The organism is Desulfatibacillum aliphaticivorans DSM 15576 (assembly GCF_000429905.1).
Classification (GTDB): Bacteria; Desulfobacterota; Desulfobacteria; order Desulfobacterales; family Desulfatibacillaceae; genus Desulfatibacillum; species Desulfatibacillum aliphaticivorans.
In genome coordinates this window covers 97,531-112,159 of record NZ_AUCT01000017.1, presented here as the reverse complement: position 1 = coordinate 112,159, position 14,629 = coordinate 97,531, and the positions used below count along the sequence as shown (strand labels likewise).

The window sequence follows — 14,629 nt, the reverse complement described above, 5'->3', positions numbered from 1 at the left end:
TATTGGCAATGTATAAACAGTTAAGGAGCGGTTACACTTTAATTATACAGGATATTTTATGAAAAACGGATATGTGCAGGTTTATACGGGCGAGGGCAAAGGCAAAACCACGGCGGCCTTGGGCCTCTGTGTTCGGGCTGCAGGCGCCGGGTTTAAAGTTTACGTCGCGCAATTCATCAAAATGGGCGATTACAGTGAAATTAAAGCGCTTAAACGCTTTGACGACCTGATTACCGTAAAGCAGTACGGGTTAGGCCGTTTTATCAAGGGAAAACCCGCTCAGGAAGATATTGATACGGCGCAGGCCGGACTCAGGGAGGCCAAGGCAGCCTTGGTTTCCGGAGACTACGATCTGGTCGTGCTGGAAGAAGGCAACGTGGCCGTGACCTGCGAATTGTTCTCCATAGACGACCTGATGAAGGTCGTGGAAATGCGGCCGCCCACAACCGAATTGCTTATTACAGGCCGGGGCGCCCACGAGAGACTGATCGAAGTGGCGGACCTGGTGACTGAAATGCGGGAAATCAAGCATTATTACAAGCAGGGGGTGCAAGCCAGGGTCGGCATTGAAAAATAGCTCGCCTGCCTGAATAGAATCTTTGTTCCCGGGAAAGATTTTTTTTGATGGACTCAAATTACACCATTTGCCGGGGGGACGCCGCTCTGGACGTCTCCGAACTTAAAACTCTGTACAGAGACGTATTTCAGCAAGAAGACGTGGCTGAACTGGCCGATATTCTATTTCATCACGCCCCTGGGCTTCCCCCCGAAAACTGGCTTTTAGCCAGGGAGAAAAATACCAATGCCCTCGCCGCCGCCTGCGTCCTGATTCCCTGGACCTGGGAGATGGAGGGGGTTGCAATAAAGGTTGGGGAGCAGGGTCTTGTTGGGACCCTTGACGAGCATCGCAAAAAAGGGCTGATGCGGGGGCTGAACGACGCCCTTCGCCAAATCATGCTGGATGAAGGGTATCTCCTCGGGGTAATCCAGGGCATACCCGGTTTTTACCATAACTTCGGCTATTACTACTCCGTCCCCTTAAATAACCACATAGACGCGCCGTTTCATATCATGCCCGATGAATTGGAGGACTCCCCCTGGACCTTCGCCCCGGCGGCAAAGGAAGACATTCCTTTTCTATTGGAAGAGGATGAACGGTACCGGAGCTATTACTCCATCTCGGTGAAAAGAGACCGGGCCGTCTGGGACTATCTGCTGACCCACAGCAAAAACACGGAGTACGGTTCGGATTACTTCATCACCAAGCATTCAAAAACCGGGCAAAGATTTTACTGCCGCGTCCCCGGCCAGGGATTCGGCTCCGGGCTGATTGTCAGCGAAGTCAGCATAGACATCTCGCCGGACGCATTCATGGCCTTGCTGGTTTTCGCCAAAAAGCTGGCCCGGGAAAGGGACAAGCCGTACCTCCGGTTTGATCTGCACAACGACTCCCCGGCGGGAAACATGGCCATCGCCATGGGCGCCAAAAAGGGATACCCCTACGCGTGGCAGATCAGCATTCCGGACAAGGTCGCTTTTCTAAGGGGGATCGCCCCGGTCTTGGAAAAGCGTCTGGCGGGAAGCTGCTTCAAGGGTTTTTCCGGCGTGTATCGCTTGGAAATGTTCGCTGAAAATGCGGATCTGGTCTGGAGCCGGGGCGTCCTGGAAGAGGTCAGGCCGGGGACAACGGAGGAATGCCCCCTGACATTCTGCCTCAACCAGGATTTATTTCCCCTTCTGGCCCTTGGGCATCGGACCTGGCGGGAATTGCAGCACACACGGCCTGACATCTTTCCCGCCGCCCAGCATGTCCGGCCATTTGATTATCTGGCCCGGGATCAAAGCGCCCCGATGACGGACGTCCTGTTTCCCAAAACCAAGTCATGGGTTTACGAAAGATACTAATTTTTTCAGGCCTGATTAGTCTTTTTGGGAGTTCGACTCCTCAGGCATATTGGCTAAAAGGTCCCGGCTCCCGCAGGAGCCGGGGCTTTGCCCGCATCCGGCGCACCCGCCTCCGCAGCCGCACGAAACTTCTTCCGCAGTCAGGTTTTTATAAATGCGCCGGACAAAGGCCCCAGCCGCCAGGGCTACGATGATTGCCACGATAACTTCCTGCATGACCGCCTCCTTAATAACCCAGCAGGGTTGCCATCTGGTACACGCCCACGGCCAGGATGAACGCCGCAGTCGTATTGAATATCACCGAGAAGGCCGCCCATTTCCAGGACCCCGCTTCCCTTGCGATGCAAACCACCGTCACGAAGCAGGGGGCGTAAAACATGGTGAAAACGATGAGCGCCAGGGCCACGGCCGGGGACCAGGAAGAATCCTTGGCCAGGGTCTGGGACAGGGTCTGGTATTCCTCGGGGTCGGTTTCGCCCAGAGAGTACGCCGTGGACAAGGCCGACACCACCACTTCCTTGGCTGCAAAGCCGCCCACCAGCGCGATGTTGGTGCGCCAGTCAAAACCGGCCCATTGGGTCACGGACTCCAGGGCGCCGCCTATGCGTCCGGCCACGGAGTTGCGCAAAGCCGCCTGGGCTTCCTGGGAGTCCACGGCCGCCAGGGCGCCGCTCAGGGCCTGGGCCTGTTCGCTTAACTCAGCGCCTTCTCCGGCGTTTTCCAGTTCCAGGGCCGCCGCCTCGGGATAGGCAGCTGAAACCTGCCCGCGCATGGCCTCGAATTCGGCCGCCTTGTTTTCCGGGAGTCCGGGAAAGGTCATGATTACCCACAGCAGGATGGAAATCCCCAGAATCACGGTTCCCGCCTTTTTAATGTACTGCCAGGTGCGCTCCCAGGTATGGGTGGCCAATCCCCTGAAAGTGGGCATGCGGTAGGGGGGCAGTTCCATGACAAACGGCGTGGACTCGCCCCGGATAATGGTCATGCGCAAAATCTTGGCGGCGACAAGCGCGCCCATCCAGGCCAAAAGGGTGATGCCGAACATCATCAAGGCTTCGTTGGCCGGGAAAAAGGCAGCGATCAGCAGGGCGAACACGGGCAGCTTGGCGCCGCAGTTCATAAAGGGGGCCGTCAACAACGTAGCCAGCCTTTCCTTGGGGGACCGAAGGGTCCTGGCCGCCATGACGCCAGGGACCGCGCATCCGCCGGCGATGCCGCCGGATACCACGTAAGCCATGACGCTGCTTCCGTGCAGCCCAAAGGCCTTGAACACCCGGTCCAGCATGTACGCCACCCTGGCCAGGTATCCCGTGTCCTCCATAATGGCGATGCCAAGGAACATGAACATAATCAAGGGAACAAAGCCCATGACCCCGCCCACGCCGTCAATAATGCCCGAAACCACCAGGGATTGCAGCATGCCCGGAGGCAGGATCGCCGAAACCGTGTCGGAAAGCCAAGAGAACAAGCCTTCCACCCACTCGACGGGGGCCGCGCTGTAAGTAAAAACGATCTGGTACAGTCCATACAATATGGCCAGCATGATGATTGGGCCGGCGAACCGGTTGGTCAAGACCATGTCAATCTTGTCGGACAGATAAAGGCGGTCGGAGTCGTTGCTCCTGGTAATCACGCCCTGCTGGATGATGGAACGGATGAAGCCCCAGCGGTGGTCCGCGATCATGGTTTCGGGATCCATGTTCAAAGTGGCTTCCAAATGAGCGGCGACCCTGGCGGAAACGGCCGTCAACCTGTCGGACAAATCAGGATTGGCTTCATGCCCTTTGACAATGACGTCCTCGTCCATCTCCAAGTACTTGATCGCCACCCAGCGGGGATTATAATAGCTCTTCAAAAAAGCGCCTTCCGAAATCATGGATTGCATTTGAAGCAGGGCCTTGTCTATGTCCGCGCCATAGGAAATGACCAGAGGAGTCTGGTTAACAGGCTGCTGCGCCAAGTCTGCGGCTATTTGAATAAGATCCTGTTTGCCCTTGCCCGTGCGGGCGATAGTGGGGACGACGGGCGTTCTTAAAAGCTCCGACAGTTTTTCCGCGTCCACCTCCATGCCCCGGGACTTGGCCACGTCCACCATATTCAAGGCCAAAACCAAAGGCAGCCCCATTTCAAGGAGCTGCACCACTAAATACAGATGGCGCTCCAGGTTGGAAGCGTCCAGGGTGTCAATGACCACATCCGGGCGTTCCTGGGCCAGGTATTCTCGGGCGACCTTCTCCTCCTCGGAATAGGCGGTCAGGGAATAGGTCCCGGGAAGGTCCACGATATGGGCCGTATGAGCCCCTACGGAGCAAAGGCCCTCCTTGCGCTCCACGGTCACGCCGGGATAGTTGCCCACATGCTGCCTTGCGCCGGTAAGCGCGTTAAACAAAGTGGTCTTGCCGGAGTTGGGATTGCCTGCCAAGGCTATGGTAGCTTGCATTGTTTGTTTCCTATGGTTTTAAAAGCGTTGCTGATGAAAATTCCTGCACGGAACGGCTTACCCTGCGAAAATGCGGCGGACTAGTCCACATTCACGTCAATATAATCCGCTTCGTTGTTCCTGAGCGTTAACGTGAAGTCCCCCACTCTCAGGGCCACGGGGTCGTACAAGGGGGCCCTGCCCTGAATTTTGATCCGGGTTCCGGGAACCAGCCCCATGTCGCGGATGCGCCGCCCCAGTTCTCCGCTGGCTTTCACCGCCTTTATGGTCCCACCCTGTTTTTGCTCCATTTTCCGCAGACAGATTGTTCTCATATGCCATCCTGCTTTTTCAGAATTGTTTGATTGGTTTTGGGGATTCGCCGTCCATCTAGCATGAACGAACCCTAATCGCCCCTTCGACATTTGTAAGATATATCTAACTTCGTTCTATGTCAATAATAATTCTTACCAAAAATTATTTTTTCAGCATGATCAATATTTAAGAGACGGTGCAAAGTTAAGGCGGGCTGAGAACGACGTCTGGAGCAAAAAGAAGGGGCTGAATTCGCAGTTCAGCTTGGAACAGCACATTTTTTCTGAAGAGGCAATCACGAGGGAATGGGCGTTTGGGACGATGGCTGGAGCAAGGAAGCGCCGGGAAGAATTTGGAAGGCGCGGCGCCGAGACGGCATAAAGGAGGAAGAACCCGATAGGGCTGCACTTTGCGGGTCAGGGCGGGCCGGTGAGCCCGCCCTTTTCCGGGGGGATGGGGCTAGTTACTTTTTCAGTTTTTTTAGACCCGCCAAGCGGATGAGCCCGGACCTGGCGTAGGAAAACGCCACCAACGGGCGGACGTCGGACTTGATGCGAAGTTCGTCGCGTTCGACCTGACTGACGAGAATTCCCAGTTTTTTCATAACGTCTCTCCTTTGTTTGGAAATGTGGGAGCGACCCACGACCCCTCGCCTTAATAACTAGCAAGATAAGCAAGATGACGCATCGTGTCAAGCAAAATATTACTATTTACTAGTCAAATTAGGCGGAAATCGCATGAAAAAGCGGATTGAATATCTCATCTTTCTTAAATGGCTAGTTATTTTTCAACGACTGGAAAACTTCAGGCGCGTCATAAGACGCCATGAAAACGCCCTTATGCCGCATGAGAAAAATCAGGAGGAATTAGAAATGCCAGGAGAAAATCCCGCCGGAGCCCAAAACGCCGACGGCCCGCGCCGTGGCGATGGTGTCGGGATTGAAGATGTTCATAAGCACCCACGTGAGCCCGGCGCCGCCCAACATGGCCAGGTAGGTTTGCTCCACGAGCTGGCGCTGGGGGCCCGGAGGCCTGCCGGTGGTGAGGTTGGAGAGGCCCACCATCACCCGGGCGTCAAAGCCCAGGACCTCGGGCAGGAGGCGCACGGTTTCCACCACCTCCACGGCCTGTCTTCCGCCGTCGTCCCACATAAGGGGAACGGCCAGGGGGTCGAAGACCACGCGGTCCCGGGAGATTCCCGCTTCATCCAGAATCCCCGTAAGCTCCACGGCCAGGGCCAGCCTGGAGTCCGCGTCCTTGGGCACGTGGCCGTCGGGCTTGAGCAAAAAGCAGATCAGGTCCGCGTCGTGGTTTTTCGCCAGAGGGAGGATTCCCTCCAGCTTTTCAGGCTGCATGGAGATGCCGTTGATAATGGGCCGGGGCCCTTTTGCGGCCCGGAGGCCGGCCTCCATGGCTTTGGCGTTCACGGTGTCCAGGCACACGGGCAGGTCGCAGGCTTCCTGGACCGCCTCCACCATGAACTGCATGATCTCCTCTCCCTGGCGGGAAAGGGGGCCGGTGTTGATGTCAATGGCCTGGGCGCCGGCTTCCCGGCACTGGGCGGCCAGTTGTTTGATGGGCTCCGGGTTTCTTTCCTTGACGGCCATTTCCACCCGGTATCTGGTAATTTGGATATTGTCTGCGATTACGAACATGATTTAAAGGACGGACCCCTTCCGACTAGCCCGGCGCTGAACCAGACGAACGACTAAAGACAGCATCACGGAGGCGGCCAAGACCATAAGAACTCCCGGAACCCAGACGTCCCGGTGGAATTCCTGCATTTCCCACCCGACCTTGACGCCCCAGGCGCCGAAAAGGAACACCAGGGCCATGAGCGCCAGACAAAACCCGCAAACGGGGCTGGAATCATACCAGGGGATGGGCTCCCCGGCAAAGGAATAAAGTTTTTCCATACCTGACTACCCGGCCGTTACTTCTTGGCCTTTCCCTTGGCGGCGGCTTTTTTGGGAGCGGCCTTTTTGCCTGCGCCCTTGCCTTGCCTGCGGGCTTCCTTGAGCACTTCGCCCAGGTTCCGCTCTTTGGCGCTCTGACGGCGCTTGGCGGAAAGGGATTGGGCCGACAACGGCTGGCGCGCCTTGAACCCGTATTTTTTCCGGTATTCCTTGGCGTCCATGTCGTGCTCTTTCAAATGCCCTTTGGTAAGTTGTTTGAACTCGGCGCCGCACTCCAGGCAGATCACCTTGTTCTTTCTGATGGAGCGGATGGGCCTTTGCCGCAATTCCGCCAATTGATCCGAAACCCCCTCCTCGCCCAAAGCCGCCGGAACCTGAGTCAGGGCCTCGGCTTCCTCTCCTCCCTCCGCCATCCGCAGTTGAACCAAGGTCTTAAACACGGATTTCAGAGCTTCACCCACTTCTTCGGAGGTCATACTGGTGCTGCCGACCTGCGCCGCCACAATCTCTGCCGCAATCTCTGTCAGCGTTTTCGCCATCGTGTTTCTCCTTTGTAGGGATTGTTGAAAGATGTGCAAAAAGGGCTGGATTTAACTAAGTGTTACAACATACAGCATTTTCATGTCAACTGCATTTGTTGATTGACAAAGTTCGGTTAAGAATTATATTTAGGTACGTCTGCGCAGTTTGTAAGCGTAGTTGCAATGTATTGGAAGAGTTTTTTATTAATTCAACCCCTCCGTGCACGGCGCCGTGGGGGCGAAATGGTTTCGACGGGGATTAGGAAGCCGTGGCTGCATACCGAGCCCTCCGCCAACTCGTAAAAAGGGTGGAAACTAAACATAATCGCAGACGATTATAACTACGCTATGGCCGCTTAAGGCCATCGTCCTACCTGGCATCTCCCACATACCGGGATAGGGCGTCGACTAGTGGGATAGCATGACTTGCCCGCCTGTTGCAATGCCATGTGAAACCTTAACAGGCTAGCCTGCCAGCCGCCCCCGCCTGAATGGGCTCTGCCAGGCGAAATACAATATTCGGGACAAGTATGTAGACGCCACCGCGGAATATTTCCGGACGCGGGTTCGACTCCCGCCGCCTCCACCATTTTTATGGTGACAACCCGTCTCTCCAGAGTGATTCTCTGGGTAGACGGGTTTTCTTTTTCCCCTTGTATTCAAAGGGTTTCGGACGTTTTGACATCTTTCCGGAAGCTCTCTCCAACCACCTGATTCTCTCCATTCTCCCCACGTTCATTCTCTGTTTTGGGCGGTATTCTCTGTTTTCTTCGGACAGGGTCCGACACGCGTCCGGTTACAGATATCCTTTCAGATTAAGCATTTAGCCGAATGACGGTATTTTGCGGTTGTGTTAAGGCATCAAATGGTCGGGTCAAACCACCCGTTTTCACAAACCAAAAGTCTCTCGCAGGTTTCGGGAAGTGATATTTATTCAGATTTCCAGCGGTCAGTATTGCTTGGGAAAGTATTCTTTGCCCGCCTGCCAGAGGTACTTATCGACCTCTTTGAGGGTGAAGCATTCCAGCCCATAGAACCTGCTGAACTCCATCAGAATTGCGTGGTATGTCGGATAGTGCTTCAGGTCGTCCTTCTTGAACTTATAGAATTTATCCACCCGCTTGAAGTGCATGAGCATCTTTTCCACAAAGCTGTCATAGATCGGATAGTCCTCCGGGAAATGGTGGCTGCAATACTTGGTGGCAAACGAATAAAAATTGATGGTCTTCTGGCCGTTAACCTTAACCACGGCAATGTCGTTTACGAGAGTCAGATCCCGGTTGCCAAGACGTTGGTCGATATCCAAATCGACTATGTGTTGGGCAACGGTAAATGGTGAAAAAATGTTCGTGCTGTAAAAGTCGTTCAGCGAACAGACCTTGATCAGGACATCATCCATATCGACATTTCTGGGGTATGTCTCAGCGAACAGTTTTCTGAGGCTGCTCTCCTGCAGTACATAATTGTCCAACGAATCCCACCGCTCCAGATACATGGCCACCTGCTCCGCCGACGGTCTGACTTTATTCATAGAGCGCATCCTCGTTGATATAGGTTGAGTCGTCATCACCCTCTGGCTTGATTGTGAAAAGGCAGCGGTAGCAGCGTTCCTCCTTTAGGTATTCAATCGGGTCGTCTGTCAGCCGGAAAAATTCACGCAGCTTTTTTGACAGACGCGGCTTCTGGTCCTTGACCTTGAAAGATGCATACTGGCTTTGCCAGTCAATCTGCCCGCGTGATTCGGCAAAAGCTCTGAGGAGCTCCCAAGGAATGGTTGGATTACCGTTTCTGGTGTTAGCCATTCCCATCTGGGTGTAGTTGTATCGACCATGCGGTTTGGTCGTGTGGATTGAAACTGTATGTCCATCAAAGAATTTGATGGTTATTCCACTCCAGTTGATACCAGCAGGCGTGTCGAAATAGACCATGCCACCGGAATCCGGCTGAGGTATTTCGGCCTGAAAGGTTGCAAATACATCGATCGCGGGCCTGAGAGCTTTCAGGCTGCCATTGGTTTGAATGGAAAAATCCTCGCTCAACACAATACATATTGAACCACTCCGGCTCAGGAGATTCTCCGCTCGGGGTGTCAGTTGTTTGCGGGTTGGAATGATCAGCGCATAAGGGTCCTGCCCAAGCAGGCTGATATTCCTGACGCTTTCGAGAAGTTCGTCCGGGTCATTCTTGAAGGTCAGGTAAACCGGAAAATTGAACCCGGCGGTCGGTGTGTAATCCCCCAGCCGGAAAACACCGGGAATGCCGTCCAGTGAATTTTCATTCCGTGTGATTCCAAGCCCGGTACAGATGCTTTTGTGGAATGAGGACCGGTTCAATGTATAGACCAGCACATCCCTCTTGTTCAGGCTGTATGGCTTCTCTTCCTGCTCAGGGCACACTGCAGCAATATCATTGGTGGCATGCTCGACAACTTTTCGTGGGCAGCCCAGTCCACAGTCGGTTCTGCAATTGACTGCAGACGCACGCTGATTGGTCAGCTGCAGGAACTTCGTTTCAAATCCACTGAAGGACTCCCAACCGCCAAACGCATCCTGCCACTCACACCACGGAGCATTCTGTTTCGGGTGCTCTTCTAAGAATTGCCAGAGCCGGGTTTCACTCACCATTATCCTCCGAGCCGGAAATGACAAATCCACGGCGAATCAGCCATTTTTCCAGAACTTCAGCATCATCATCCCGTTTGAACTGAGCACGGTTGCCGGAGCTGAGTGTGACGGTTCGTGGTGTTTTGGAGTCGGCAAACTTGATCTGGAAGCTGGCTTTGCTCAATCGGCCGCCATTGGGGATGCTGCGATCCCGCTCTTCCAGTGATGCAAAGATGTCCTCGGCTTTGCGGATTTCGATCTCTTTATGTGTTCCACCACGGAAGATCTGGAACTCCTTGAGGCGCACCCAATCGATCCCTTCAATATCCTCACAAAGGATGGACGCTGAACCAGACTCCCTCAACGGCTCCAGAGTGAATTTGCTTTTGCCATCAAAAAACTCGCTGTCACCGAAAAGATGAAGGCCAAACTTGGTGCGGTACAGCTCCTTTTCGCCTTTGGAGCGTGCGTTCATCCGGATCTCACCATTCTCCGGGTTGTAAACAATCACGTCATATTTTTCCGGCCGATAGAACAGGCTTTTGGATTCTCCATCTTTAATAATGGACTCCCGGGTGAAAGGCTCTCCATGACGGACAAGAAACCAGACAAAATCATCTTTCACATAGCTGAATACCTTTGAAGCCCGACCCCGACGCTTCTTGGCAAACCATTCATCCAGATCCGCTTCGAGGGCGGCGATGGTTTCTTCGCTCGGTTCTTCAAAATCCGGAATGGTTTCCCGGGTGCATTTGAAATATTCAAAGGATCGTGGGCGAAACAGGAACTGCTCGGCATGGAGACGCTCGATGATATTGCGGTCCTGAACCCAGACCTGTAGAGCCAGGTCACCGTAAGCGGCATCTTCGGAAATACTGACATCGATCTCGGTGTCGGCAATGGCCTCCTGTATCAGGTCGAAACCCTCAGGAGTCGACATCTCGTTAATGTAATAGAGGGCTTCCGACATCTCAGGTGGAGTGCTGGTGTTCGGGTTCAGCAGCACGTTACTCATGACTGTATAGTCCAGTCCGTTTTCTGCGGCTGCCGATGGCAACTCTATCCCTCGCCCGGATAGATATTCGGTGTAGGGCTCAAAAAATGTGATCAGATGGCTCCGGTCGATCTTCCGGAGCATTTCCGGCTTCGAAAAGCGGCGAAGGTTTAAAGTTGCCATTAATATCTCCTGTTTTTTTAGCTTATAGCTGTCCTTACATAGTGTTCTCTCAAATTCGTTTCCGGCCCACCACTTTGCCGAGAATCCTCAATTCATCCTCAGGTTTGACCCTGATCGGTTTCAGCCTCGGATTCTCCGGGACCAGCTCGATGAGCTCATTATCAATTTTCAGCCTTTTGACCGTGGCTTCATCGTCAAGCAGAGCAATAACGATATCACCGTCCTCGGCAATTGGCTGACGCCTCACAATGATCAGGTCGCCGTCATTTATTCCGGCATCGATCATACTGTCGCCCTGTGTGTACAAGGCAAAGCACTTACCTGATCCGACAACGGATGCTTCCACCAGAACCTCGCCCGTGATGTTCTCATGGGCAAAAATCGGATGACCGGCTGCAACCGTGCCGACAATCGGAACCGCCACAAGGGCGACCGCGTTTGTCTGAGGATGCTTGGTCACGGTCAGACCGCGAGCCTTACCTTCCTCTCTTTTCAAATAACCTTTGCGAACCAGCTGGTTGATCCGGTCATGCACACTGGCGTGACTGATTCCAAATGTTTCGCTCATTTCCTTAACCGTCGGCGGATACCCTTTGGCTGAAACGTACCGGCATATTTCATCAAGTGTTTCCTGCTGCAACGGCGTAATGTCGTCTTCTCTGTTTCTGCCCATAGCGTACTCCTTCCTTTAAAAAGACAGAGAGCCCCATTTTTGGCCGAATAACAAACAAATATACGACCTTATGCCCATCAGGTCAAGAAATCTTGTAAATAAAATTTCCGACGGATTGAAGTCCCTCCCGGTAAGTAACCTCCGAAAGTTCCGAAGATTCGCTTCGGACATGAGTTAGAAACCAGACAATTGGCCGGATGCCAGGCAGAGGCGGTTGTGGGTGCTGAAAAACGCGCATCCCAACCGCCTTTTGTTTTTGGCACCCGCAGCTTCCCACGTCGGCACCGGCCCAACGGAGGCCCTTATGCTTGATGTGGAATTAGCACCCGAAAACCCTTACTCAAACCAATTGACTGAAGCCCAATTGCCGGATGCTGAAGGCATTAACCCGGAGCAACGGCTGGATGCCATTGCGGCCATTCTGGCTATTGCAGCGCTCAGGAGTCGGTATCGTAAGGCCAATAATGCCAACAACTTAAAGAATGTTGCAGATTCTTCCGGAACCTTCGGAGAAGGACTTGATTCTTCTGCCAGAAAGAGCGTCATTCATGACAACCGAGTCCTGTAATCGAATATAAGGAGTTGAAAATGAATGACTTGAAAAACAAAAAAATGGAGCCGACCAAGACCTCGGTGTTGAGGCAACTGGCAACGCTCCAGAACATGAGCCTTGATCAGCTCAGAGAGAAGTGGCTGGACCTTTATGGAACCGAGCCACCCCAGTACAAGAAGCAGTTTCTGGTTAAACGACTGGCGCACCGGATTCAGGAACTCTTTTACGGCGGCCTGTCCGAGCAGGCCAAATCCCACCTGAAGAAAGTTGCCGAGACCGATCCGGTGGCAACGGTCATCCGCAAGATCCCGGAAGAACGAAAATCACAGGAGGCCATCCTGCCGGGTACCCGGTTTGTCCGGATCTGGAACGAGCAGCGCTATGAGGTGATCGCCCGAGAAAGCGGCTTTGAATACGACGGCCGCATCTTCAGGTCTCTGAGCGCCATAGCGAGGGAAATCACAGGCACCCGCTGGAACGGCAAGATCTTTTTCGGCCTGAAGAACAGTCACAGAAAAAAGGAAGGTGGTCCGAATGCTTAACAATAACAACACTCAAAACGGCCAGCGCAAAACACTCCGTTGCGCCATCTATACCCGCAAAAGCCACGAGGAAGGTCTGGATCAGGAGTTCAATTCACTCGATGCCCAGAGGGAGGCCGGTGAAGCTTACATCGAAAGTCAGAAGCTGCAGGGATGGAAGGCCATCCCTTACCGATATGATGACGGCGGCTTTTCCGGTGGAACTATGGAACGTCCGGCACTGCAGAGACTGCTGGCGGATATCGATGCCGGTAAGATCGATGTCATCGTCGTTTACAAGATCGACCGATTGTCCCGCTCCCTGCTGGACTTCATGAAGATGATTGAGCTCTTCAATGAAAAGGAAGTGAGCTTTGTATCCGTCACCCAGCACTTTAGCACCACCGACTCGACGGGCCGCATGTTTCTGGGAATCCTGATCACCTTTGCCCAGTACGAACGAGAGGTCATCGGCGAGCGTATCCGGGACAAAGTCGCTGCCGCTAAGCGTCGGGGTAAATACTGCGGCGGCCCAGCGGTGCTCGGCTATGACGTGGACCGGGAAAACAAAAAGCTGCTGATCAACCAGAGCGAGGCACCGCTGATAAAACTCATATTCCGGCGATACACACAGGTGGGATCAGCCAAGAAGGTGGCGCAGGAATTGAACGAGCAAGGATACAAAACCAAATCATGGACCACCAAGAAAGGCAAGGAGCGGATCGGTACCGAATGGAACACGGCTCAGGTCTACCGCCTTCTCAACAACAGGCTCTATATCGGGGAGATTGCCTACAAAGGTAAAAATTATCCGGCAGAGCATGAAGCCCTGATTGACCAGAACACTTGGGACAAGGTTCAGGCGCTGCTTTCGGAAAACAATCGCACCAAGATGAGCAAGGCCCGGGTAAAAATGGTCTCACCCCTGAGCGGAGTGATCCGGTGCGGCCACTGCGACAGCGCCATGGGCATCACCTATACCAACAAAGGCGACCGGCGCTACTCCTATTATATATGTGAAAAGGATACCAAACGCGCAGTCAGCCGGTGCCCCTTGAAGCGGGTTCCTGCCGGAGACATCGAGTCGGTGGTGCTTGGTCAGCTGGGAGCGGTATTTAGAACACCGACCTTGGTGGCTAAGACCTACTTTGCCGCCAGAGAAATCGAGGCCGAGGAACGTGAACGGCTGCAGAGCCAGAAAAAGGAGCTCGAACAATCCCTTCAAAGCGTCAGACAGGAAGCACTGAAACTGATGTCGCCTGACAATGATGATCCCGACCGGAATAACCGACTTCCCTTGGTCAACCAGCAGGCCGTCGATTTGACCAAGCAGCTCACCAACGTATCAGCTCGATTGAGGGTTATCGATACGGAGCAGATTTCCGAAGGTGATGTATCCGAAGCCTTCCAGAGTGTGGAAACCTTCTGGGAGGATCTGTTCCCCCTCGAGCGCAACCGGCTGATCCAGCTTCTGGTGGAAACCATTGAGATCCGGGAGACAGGAATCGACATGGAACTGAAAACCAACGGCCTCACAAACCTTGTCACCGAGCTGGCCGGTCTGGCCTGTGAAGTCAGGGAAAGGAGTAACAGCTGATGAAAAAGATCAAACCAACCATCAAACTTTCAGACAGCGGAAACCTGCATATCCATATCCCCATGTTCATCCGAAGAATGCGCGGCCGCAAAATGGTGTTCACGCCGGATACGTTGGACGGTGAAAACGAAGGCATGCCGGAAACGGTTCAGACGGCTATTGTCCAGTCGCTGGCCAGAGCCTTTTCATGGGCGGACATCCTCGAGAGCGGTGAGATAAAGTCTATCAGCGAGCTGGCAAGGGATCTCGATGTGGACTCATCCTATGTGGCCAGAACCCTGAAGCTGACCACGCTCGCCCCGGATATTATCGAATCCATCATTAACGGTGAAGAACCCAGCGGATTGTCACTGTCAAAGTTGGTGAAAACATTCCCACTCGATTGGAGTGAGCAACGAACGTTCTTTGGATTCAGCTGATTGCCACCCC

17 protein-coding genes and 1 other RNA gene are annotated in these 14,629 nt (G+C 53.7%); 7 read left to right on the top strand and 11 right to left on the bottom strand.

The window, feature by feature from the left end:
* Nucleotides 1-58: 58 nt before the first annotated feature.
* Nucleotides 59-577 carry a cob(I)yrinic acid a,c-diamide adenosyltransferase gene (locus G491_RS0115205; RefSeq protein ID WP_028315220.1) on the top strand — a complete coding sequence of 173 codons (519 nt, stop codon included), beginning with the start codon at nt 59-61 and terminating at the stop codon, nt 575-577.
* Nucleotides 578-624: 47 nt separating this feature from the next.
* Nucleotides 625-1,905: a GNAT family N-acetyltransferase gene (locus tag G491_RS0115200; protein ID WP_028315219.1), complete on the top strand. Its 1,281-nt coding sequence runs from the start codon at nt 625-627 to the stop codon at nt 1,903-1,905.
* A gap of 15 nt (nt 1,906-1,920) precedes the next feature.
* On the opposite strand, the gene G491_RS30965 is transcribed toward G491_RS0115200, so the two are convergent.
* The 7 genes from G491_RS30965 to G491_RS0115165 all read right to left on the bottom strand — a co-directional run bounded on the left by G491_RS30965 (nt 1,921) and on the right by G491_RS0115165 (nt 7,094).
* On the bottom strand, nt 1,921-2,121 hold the full coding sequence (locus G491_RS30965; RefSeq protein ID WP_035219051.1) for a FeoB-associated Cys-rich membrane protein: 201 nt from the start codon (nt 2,119-2,121) through the stop codon (nt 1,921-1,923).
* 10 nt (nt 2,122-2,131) lie between these two features.
* On the bottom strand, nt 2,132-4,345 hold the full coding sequence (gene feoB, locus G491_RS0115190) for a ferrous iron transport protein B (protein WP_028315218.1): 2,214 nt from the start codon (nt 4,343-4,345) through the stop codon (nt 2,132-2,134).
* Nucleotides 4,346-4,425: 80 nt separating this feature from the next.
* A complete protein-coding gene (locus G491_RS0115185; protein ID WP_015949338.1) occupies nt 4,426-4,659 on the bottom strand; it encodes a FeoA family protein in 234 nt (77 codons plus the stop codon).
* A gap of 443 nt (nt 4,660-5,102) precedes the next feature.
* Nucleotides 5,103-5,243 carry a hypothetical protein gene (locus tag G491_RS35515; protein ID WP_015949337.1) on the bottom strand — a complete coding sequence of 47 codons (141 nt, stop codon included), beginning with the start codon at nt 5,241-5,243 and terminating at the stop codon, nt 5,103-5,105.
* A gap of 262 nt (nt 5,244-5,505) precedes the next feature.
* The gene (locus tag G491_RS0115175; protein WP_028315217.1) at nt 5,506-6,294 is read right to left on the bottom strand and encodes a dihydropteroate synthase; all 789 of its coding nucleotides are present in this window, start codon (nt 6,292-6,294) and stop codon (nt 5,506-5,508) included.
* A 3-nt stretch (nt 6,295-6,297) separates the two neighbouring features.
* Nucleotides 6,298-6,555 carry a hypothetical protein gene (locus G491_RS0115170; RefSeq protein ID WP_028315216.1) on the bottom strand — a complete coding sequence of 86 codons (258 nt, stop codon included), beginning with the start codon at nt 6,553-6,555 and terminating at the stop codon, nt 6,298-6,300.
* 17 nt (nt 6,556-6,572) lie between these two features.
* The gene (locus G491_RS0115165; protein ID WP_015949334.1) at nt 6,573-7,094 is read right to left on the bottom strand and encodes a Ros/MucR family transcriptional regulator; all 522 of its coding nucleotides are present in this window, start codon (nt 7,092-7,094) and stop codon (nt 6,573-6,575) included.
* Nucleotides 7,095-7,310: 216 nt separating this feature from the next.
* On the opposite strand from G491_RS0115165, the gene ssrA reads away from it, so the two are divergent.
* Nucleotides 7,311-7,665: a transfer-messenger RNA gene (gene ssrA, locus G491_RS34955) on the top strand.
* A gap of 360 nt (nt 7,666-8,025) precedes the next feature.
* On the opposite strand, the gene G491_RS0115160 is transcribed toward ssrA, so the two are convergent.
* Genes G491_RS0115160 through lexA form a run of 4 tightly spaced genes read right to left on the bottom strand, consistent with a single transcriptional unit; the run spans nt 8,026 to nt 11,529 of the window.
* Entirely contained in the window at nt 8,026-8,607 is a 582-nt protein-coding gene (locus tag G491_RS0115160) for a hypothetical protein (protein ID WP_051327283.1), read from the bottom strand.
* A complete protein-coding gene (locus G491_RS0115155; RefSeq protein WP_035219050.1) occupies nt 8,600-9,700 on the bottom strand; it encodes a hypothetical protein in 1,101 nt (366 codons plus the stop codon). Before G491_RS0115155 ends, G491_RS0115160 begins: the two co-directional genes overlap by 8 nt.
* Nucleotides 9,690-10,856, bottom strand: a complete 1,167-nt coding sequence (locus G491_RS0115150) for a hypothetical protein (RefSeq protein WP_028315213.1) — start codon at nt 10,854-10,856, stop codon at nt 9,690-9,692. The genes G491_RS0115155 and G491_RS0115150 overlap by 11 nt, the downstream gene beginning before the upstream one ends.
* Nucleotides 10,857-10,905: 49 nt before the next feature.
* Nucleotides 10,906-11,529 carry a transcriptional repressor LexA gene (lexA, locus tag G491_RS0115145; protein ID WP_011366939.1) on the bottom strand — a complete coding sequence of 208 codons (624 nt, stop codon included), beginning with the start codon at nt 11,527-11,529 and terminating at the stop codon, nt 10,906-10,908.
* 304 nt (nt 11,530-11,833) lie between these two features.
* Here lexA and G491_RS0115140 point away from each other — a divergent pair, with 304 nt between their 5' ends.
* From G491_RS0115140 to G491_RS0115125, 4 genes are read left to right on the top strand one after another with little or no spacing between them, the layout of a single operon-like run.
* The gene (locus G491_RS0115140; protein WP_028315212.1) at nt 11,834-12,097 is read left to right on the top strand and encodes a hypothetical protein; all 264 of its coding nucleotides are present in this window, start codon (nt 11,834-11,836) and stop codon (nt 12,095-12,097) included.
* Between the two features lie 20 nt (nt 12,098-12,117).
* Nucleotides 12,118-12,624, top strand: coding sequence for a DUF2924 domain-containing protein (locus G491_RS0115135; protein WP_028315211.1), 507 nt, complete (start codon nt 12,118-12,120; stop codon nt 12,622-12,624).
* Nucleotides 12,617-14,200: a recombinase family protein gene (locus G491_RS0115130; RefSeq protein ID WP_028315210.1), complete on the top strand. Its 1,584-nt coding sequence runs from the start codon at nt 12,617-12,619 to the stop codon at nt 14,198-14,200. Before G491_RS0115135 ends, G491_RS0115130 begins: the two co-directional genes overlap by 8 nt.
* Nucleotides 14,200-14,619, top strand: coding sequence for a hypothetical protein (locus tag G491_RS0115125; RefSeq protein WP_028315209.1), 420 nt, complete (start codon nt 14,200-14,202; stop codon nt 14,617-14,619). Before G491_RS0115130 ends, G491_RS0115125 begins: the two co-directional genes overlap by 1 nt.
* The last annotated feature ends 10 nt before the right edge of the window (nt 14,620-14,629 follow it).

Excerpts from the sequence above, each read along its gene's own strand:
- G491_RS0115205 (WP_028315220.1), top strand. The coding sequence starts at position 59 with ATGAAAAACGGATATGTGCAGGTTTATACGGGCGAGGGCAAAGGCAAA.
- G491_RS0115200 (WP_028315219.1), top strand. The coding sequence starts at position 625 with ATGGACTCAAATTACACCATTTGCCGGGGGGACGCCGCTCTGGACGTC.
- G491_RS30965 (WP_035219051.1), bottom strand. The coding sequence starts at position 2,121 with ATGCAGGAAGTTATCGTGGCAATCATCGTAGCCCTGGCGGCTGGGGCC.
- feoB (WP_028315218.1), bottom strand. The coding sequence starts at position 4,345 with ATGCAAGCTACCATAGCCTTGGCAGGCAATCCCAACTCCGGCAAGACC.
- G491_RS0115185 (WP_015949338.1), bottom strand. The coding sequence starts at position 4,659 with ATGAGAACAATCTGTCTGCGGAAAATGGAGCAAAAACAGGGTGGGACC.
- G491_RS35515 (WP_015949337.1), bottom strand. The coding sequence starts at position 5,243 with ATGAAAAAACTGGGAATTCTCGTCAGTCAGGTCGAACGCGACGAACTT.
- G491_RS0115175 (WP_028315217.1), bottom strand. The coding sequence starts at position 6,294 with ATGTTCGTAATCGCAGACAATATCCAAATTACCAGATACCGGGTGGAA.
- G491_RS0115170 (WP_028315216.1), bottom strand. The coding sequence starts at position 6,555 with ATGGAAAAACTTTATTCCTTTGCCGGGGAGCCCATCCCCTGGTATGAT.
- G491_RS0115165 (WP_015949334.1), bottom strand. The coding sequence starts at position 7,094 with ATGGCGAAAACGCTGACAGAGATTGCGGCAGAGATTGTGGCGGCGCAG.
- G491_RS0115160 (WP_051327283.1), bottom strand. The coding sequence starts at position 8,607 with ATGAATAAAGTCAGACCGTCGGCGGAGCAGGTGGCCATGTATCTGGAG.
- G491_RS0115155 (WP_035219050.1), bottom strand. The coding sequence starts at position 9,700 with ATGGTGAGTGAAACCCGGCTCTGGCAATTCTTAGAAGAGCACCCGAAA.
- G491_RS0115150 (WP_028315213.1), bottom strand. The coding sequence starts at position 10,856 with ATGGCAACTTTAAACCTTCGCCGCTTTTCGAAGCCGGAAATGCTCCGG.
- lexA (WP_011366939.1), bottom strand. The coding sequence starts at position 11,529 with ATGGGCAGAAACAGAGAAGACGACATTACGCCGTTGCAGCAGGAAACA.
- G491_RS0115140 (WP_028315212.1), top strand. The coding sequence starts at position 11,834 with ATGCTTGATGTGGAATTAGCACCCGAAAACCCTTACTCAAACCAATTG.
- G491_RS0115135 (WP_028315211.1), top strand. The coding sequence starts at position 12,118 with ATGAATGACTTGAAAAACAAAAAAATGGAGCCGACCAAGACCTCGGTG.
- G491_RS0115130 (WP_028315210.1), top strand. The coding sequence starts at position 12,617 with ATGCTTAACAATAACAACACTCAAAACGGCCAGCGCAAAACACTCCGT.
- G491_RS0115125 (WP_028315209.1), top strand. The coding sequence starts at position 14,200 with ATGAAAAAGATCAAACCAACCATCAAACTTTCAGACAGCGGAAACCTG.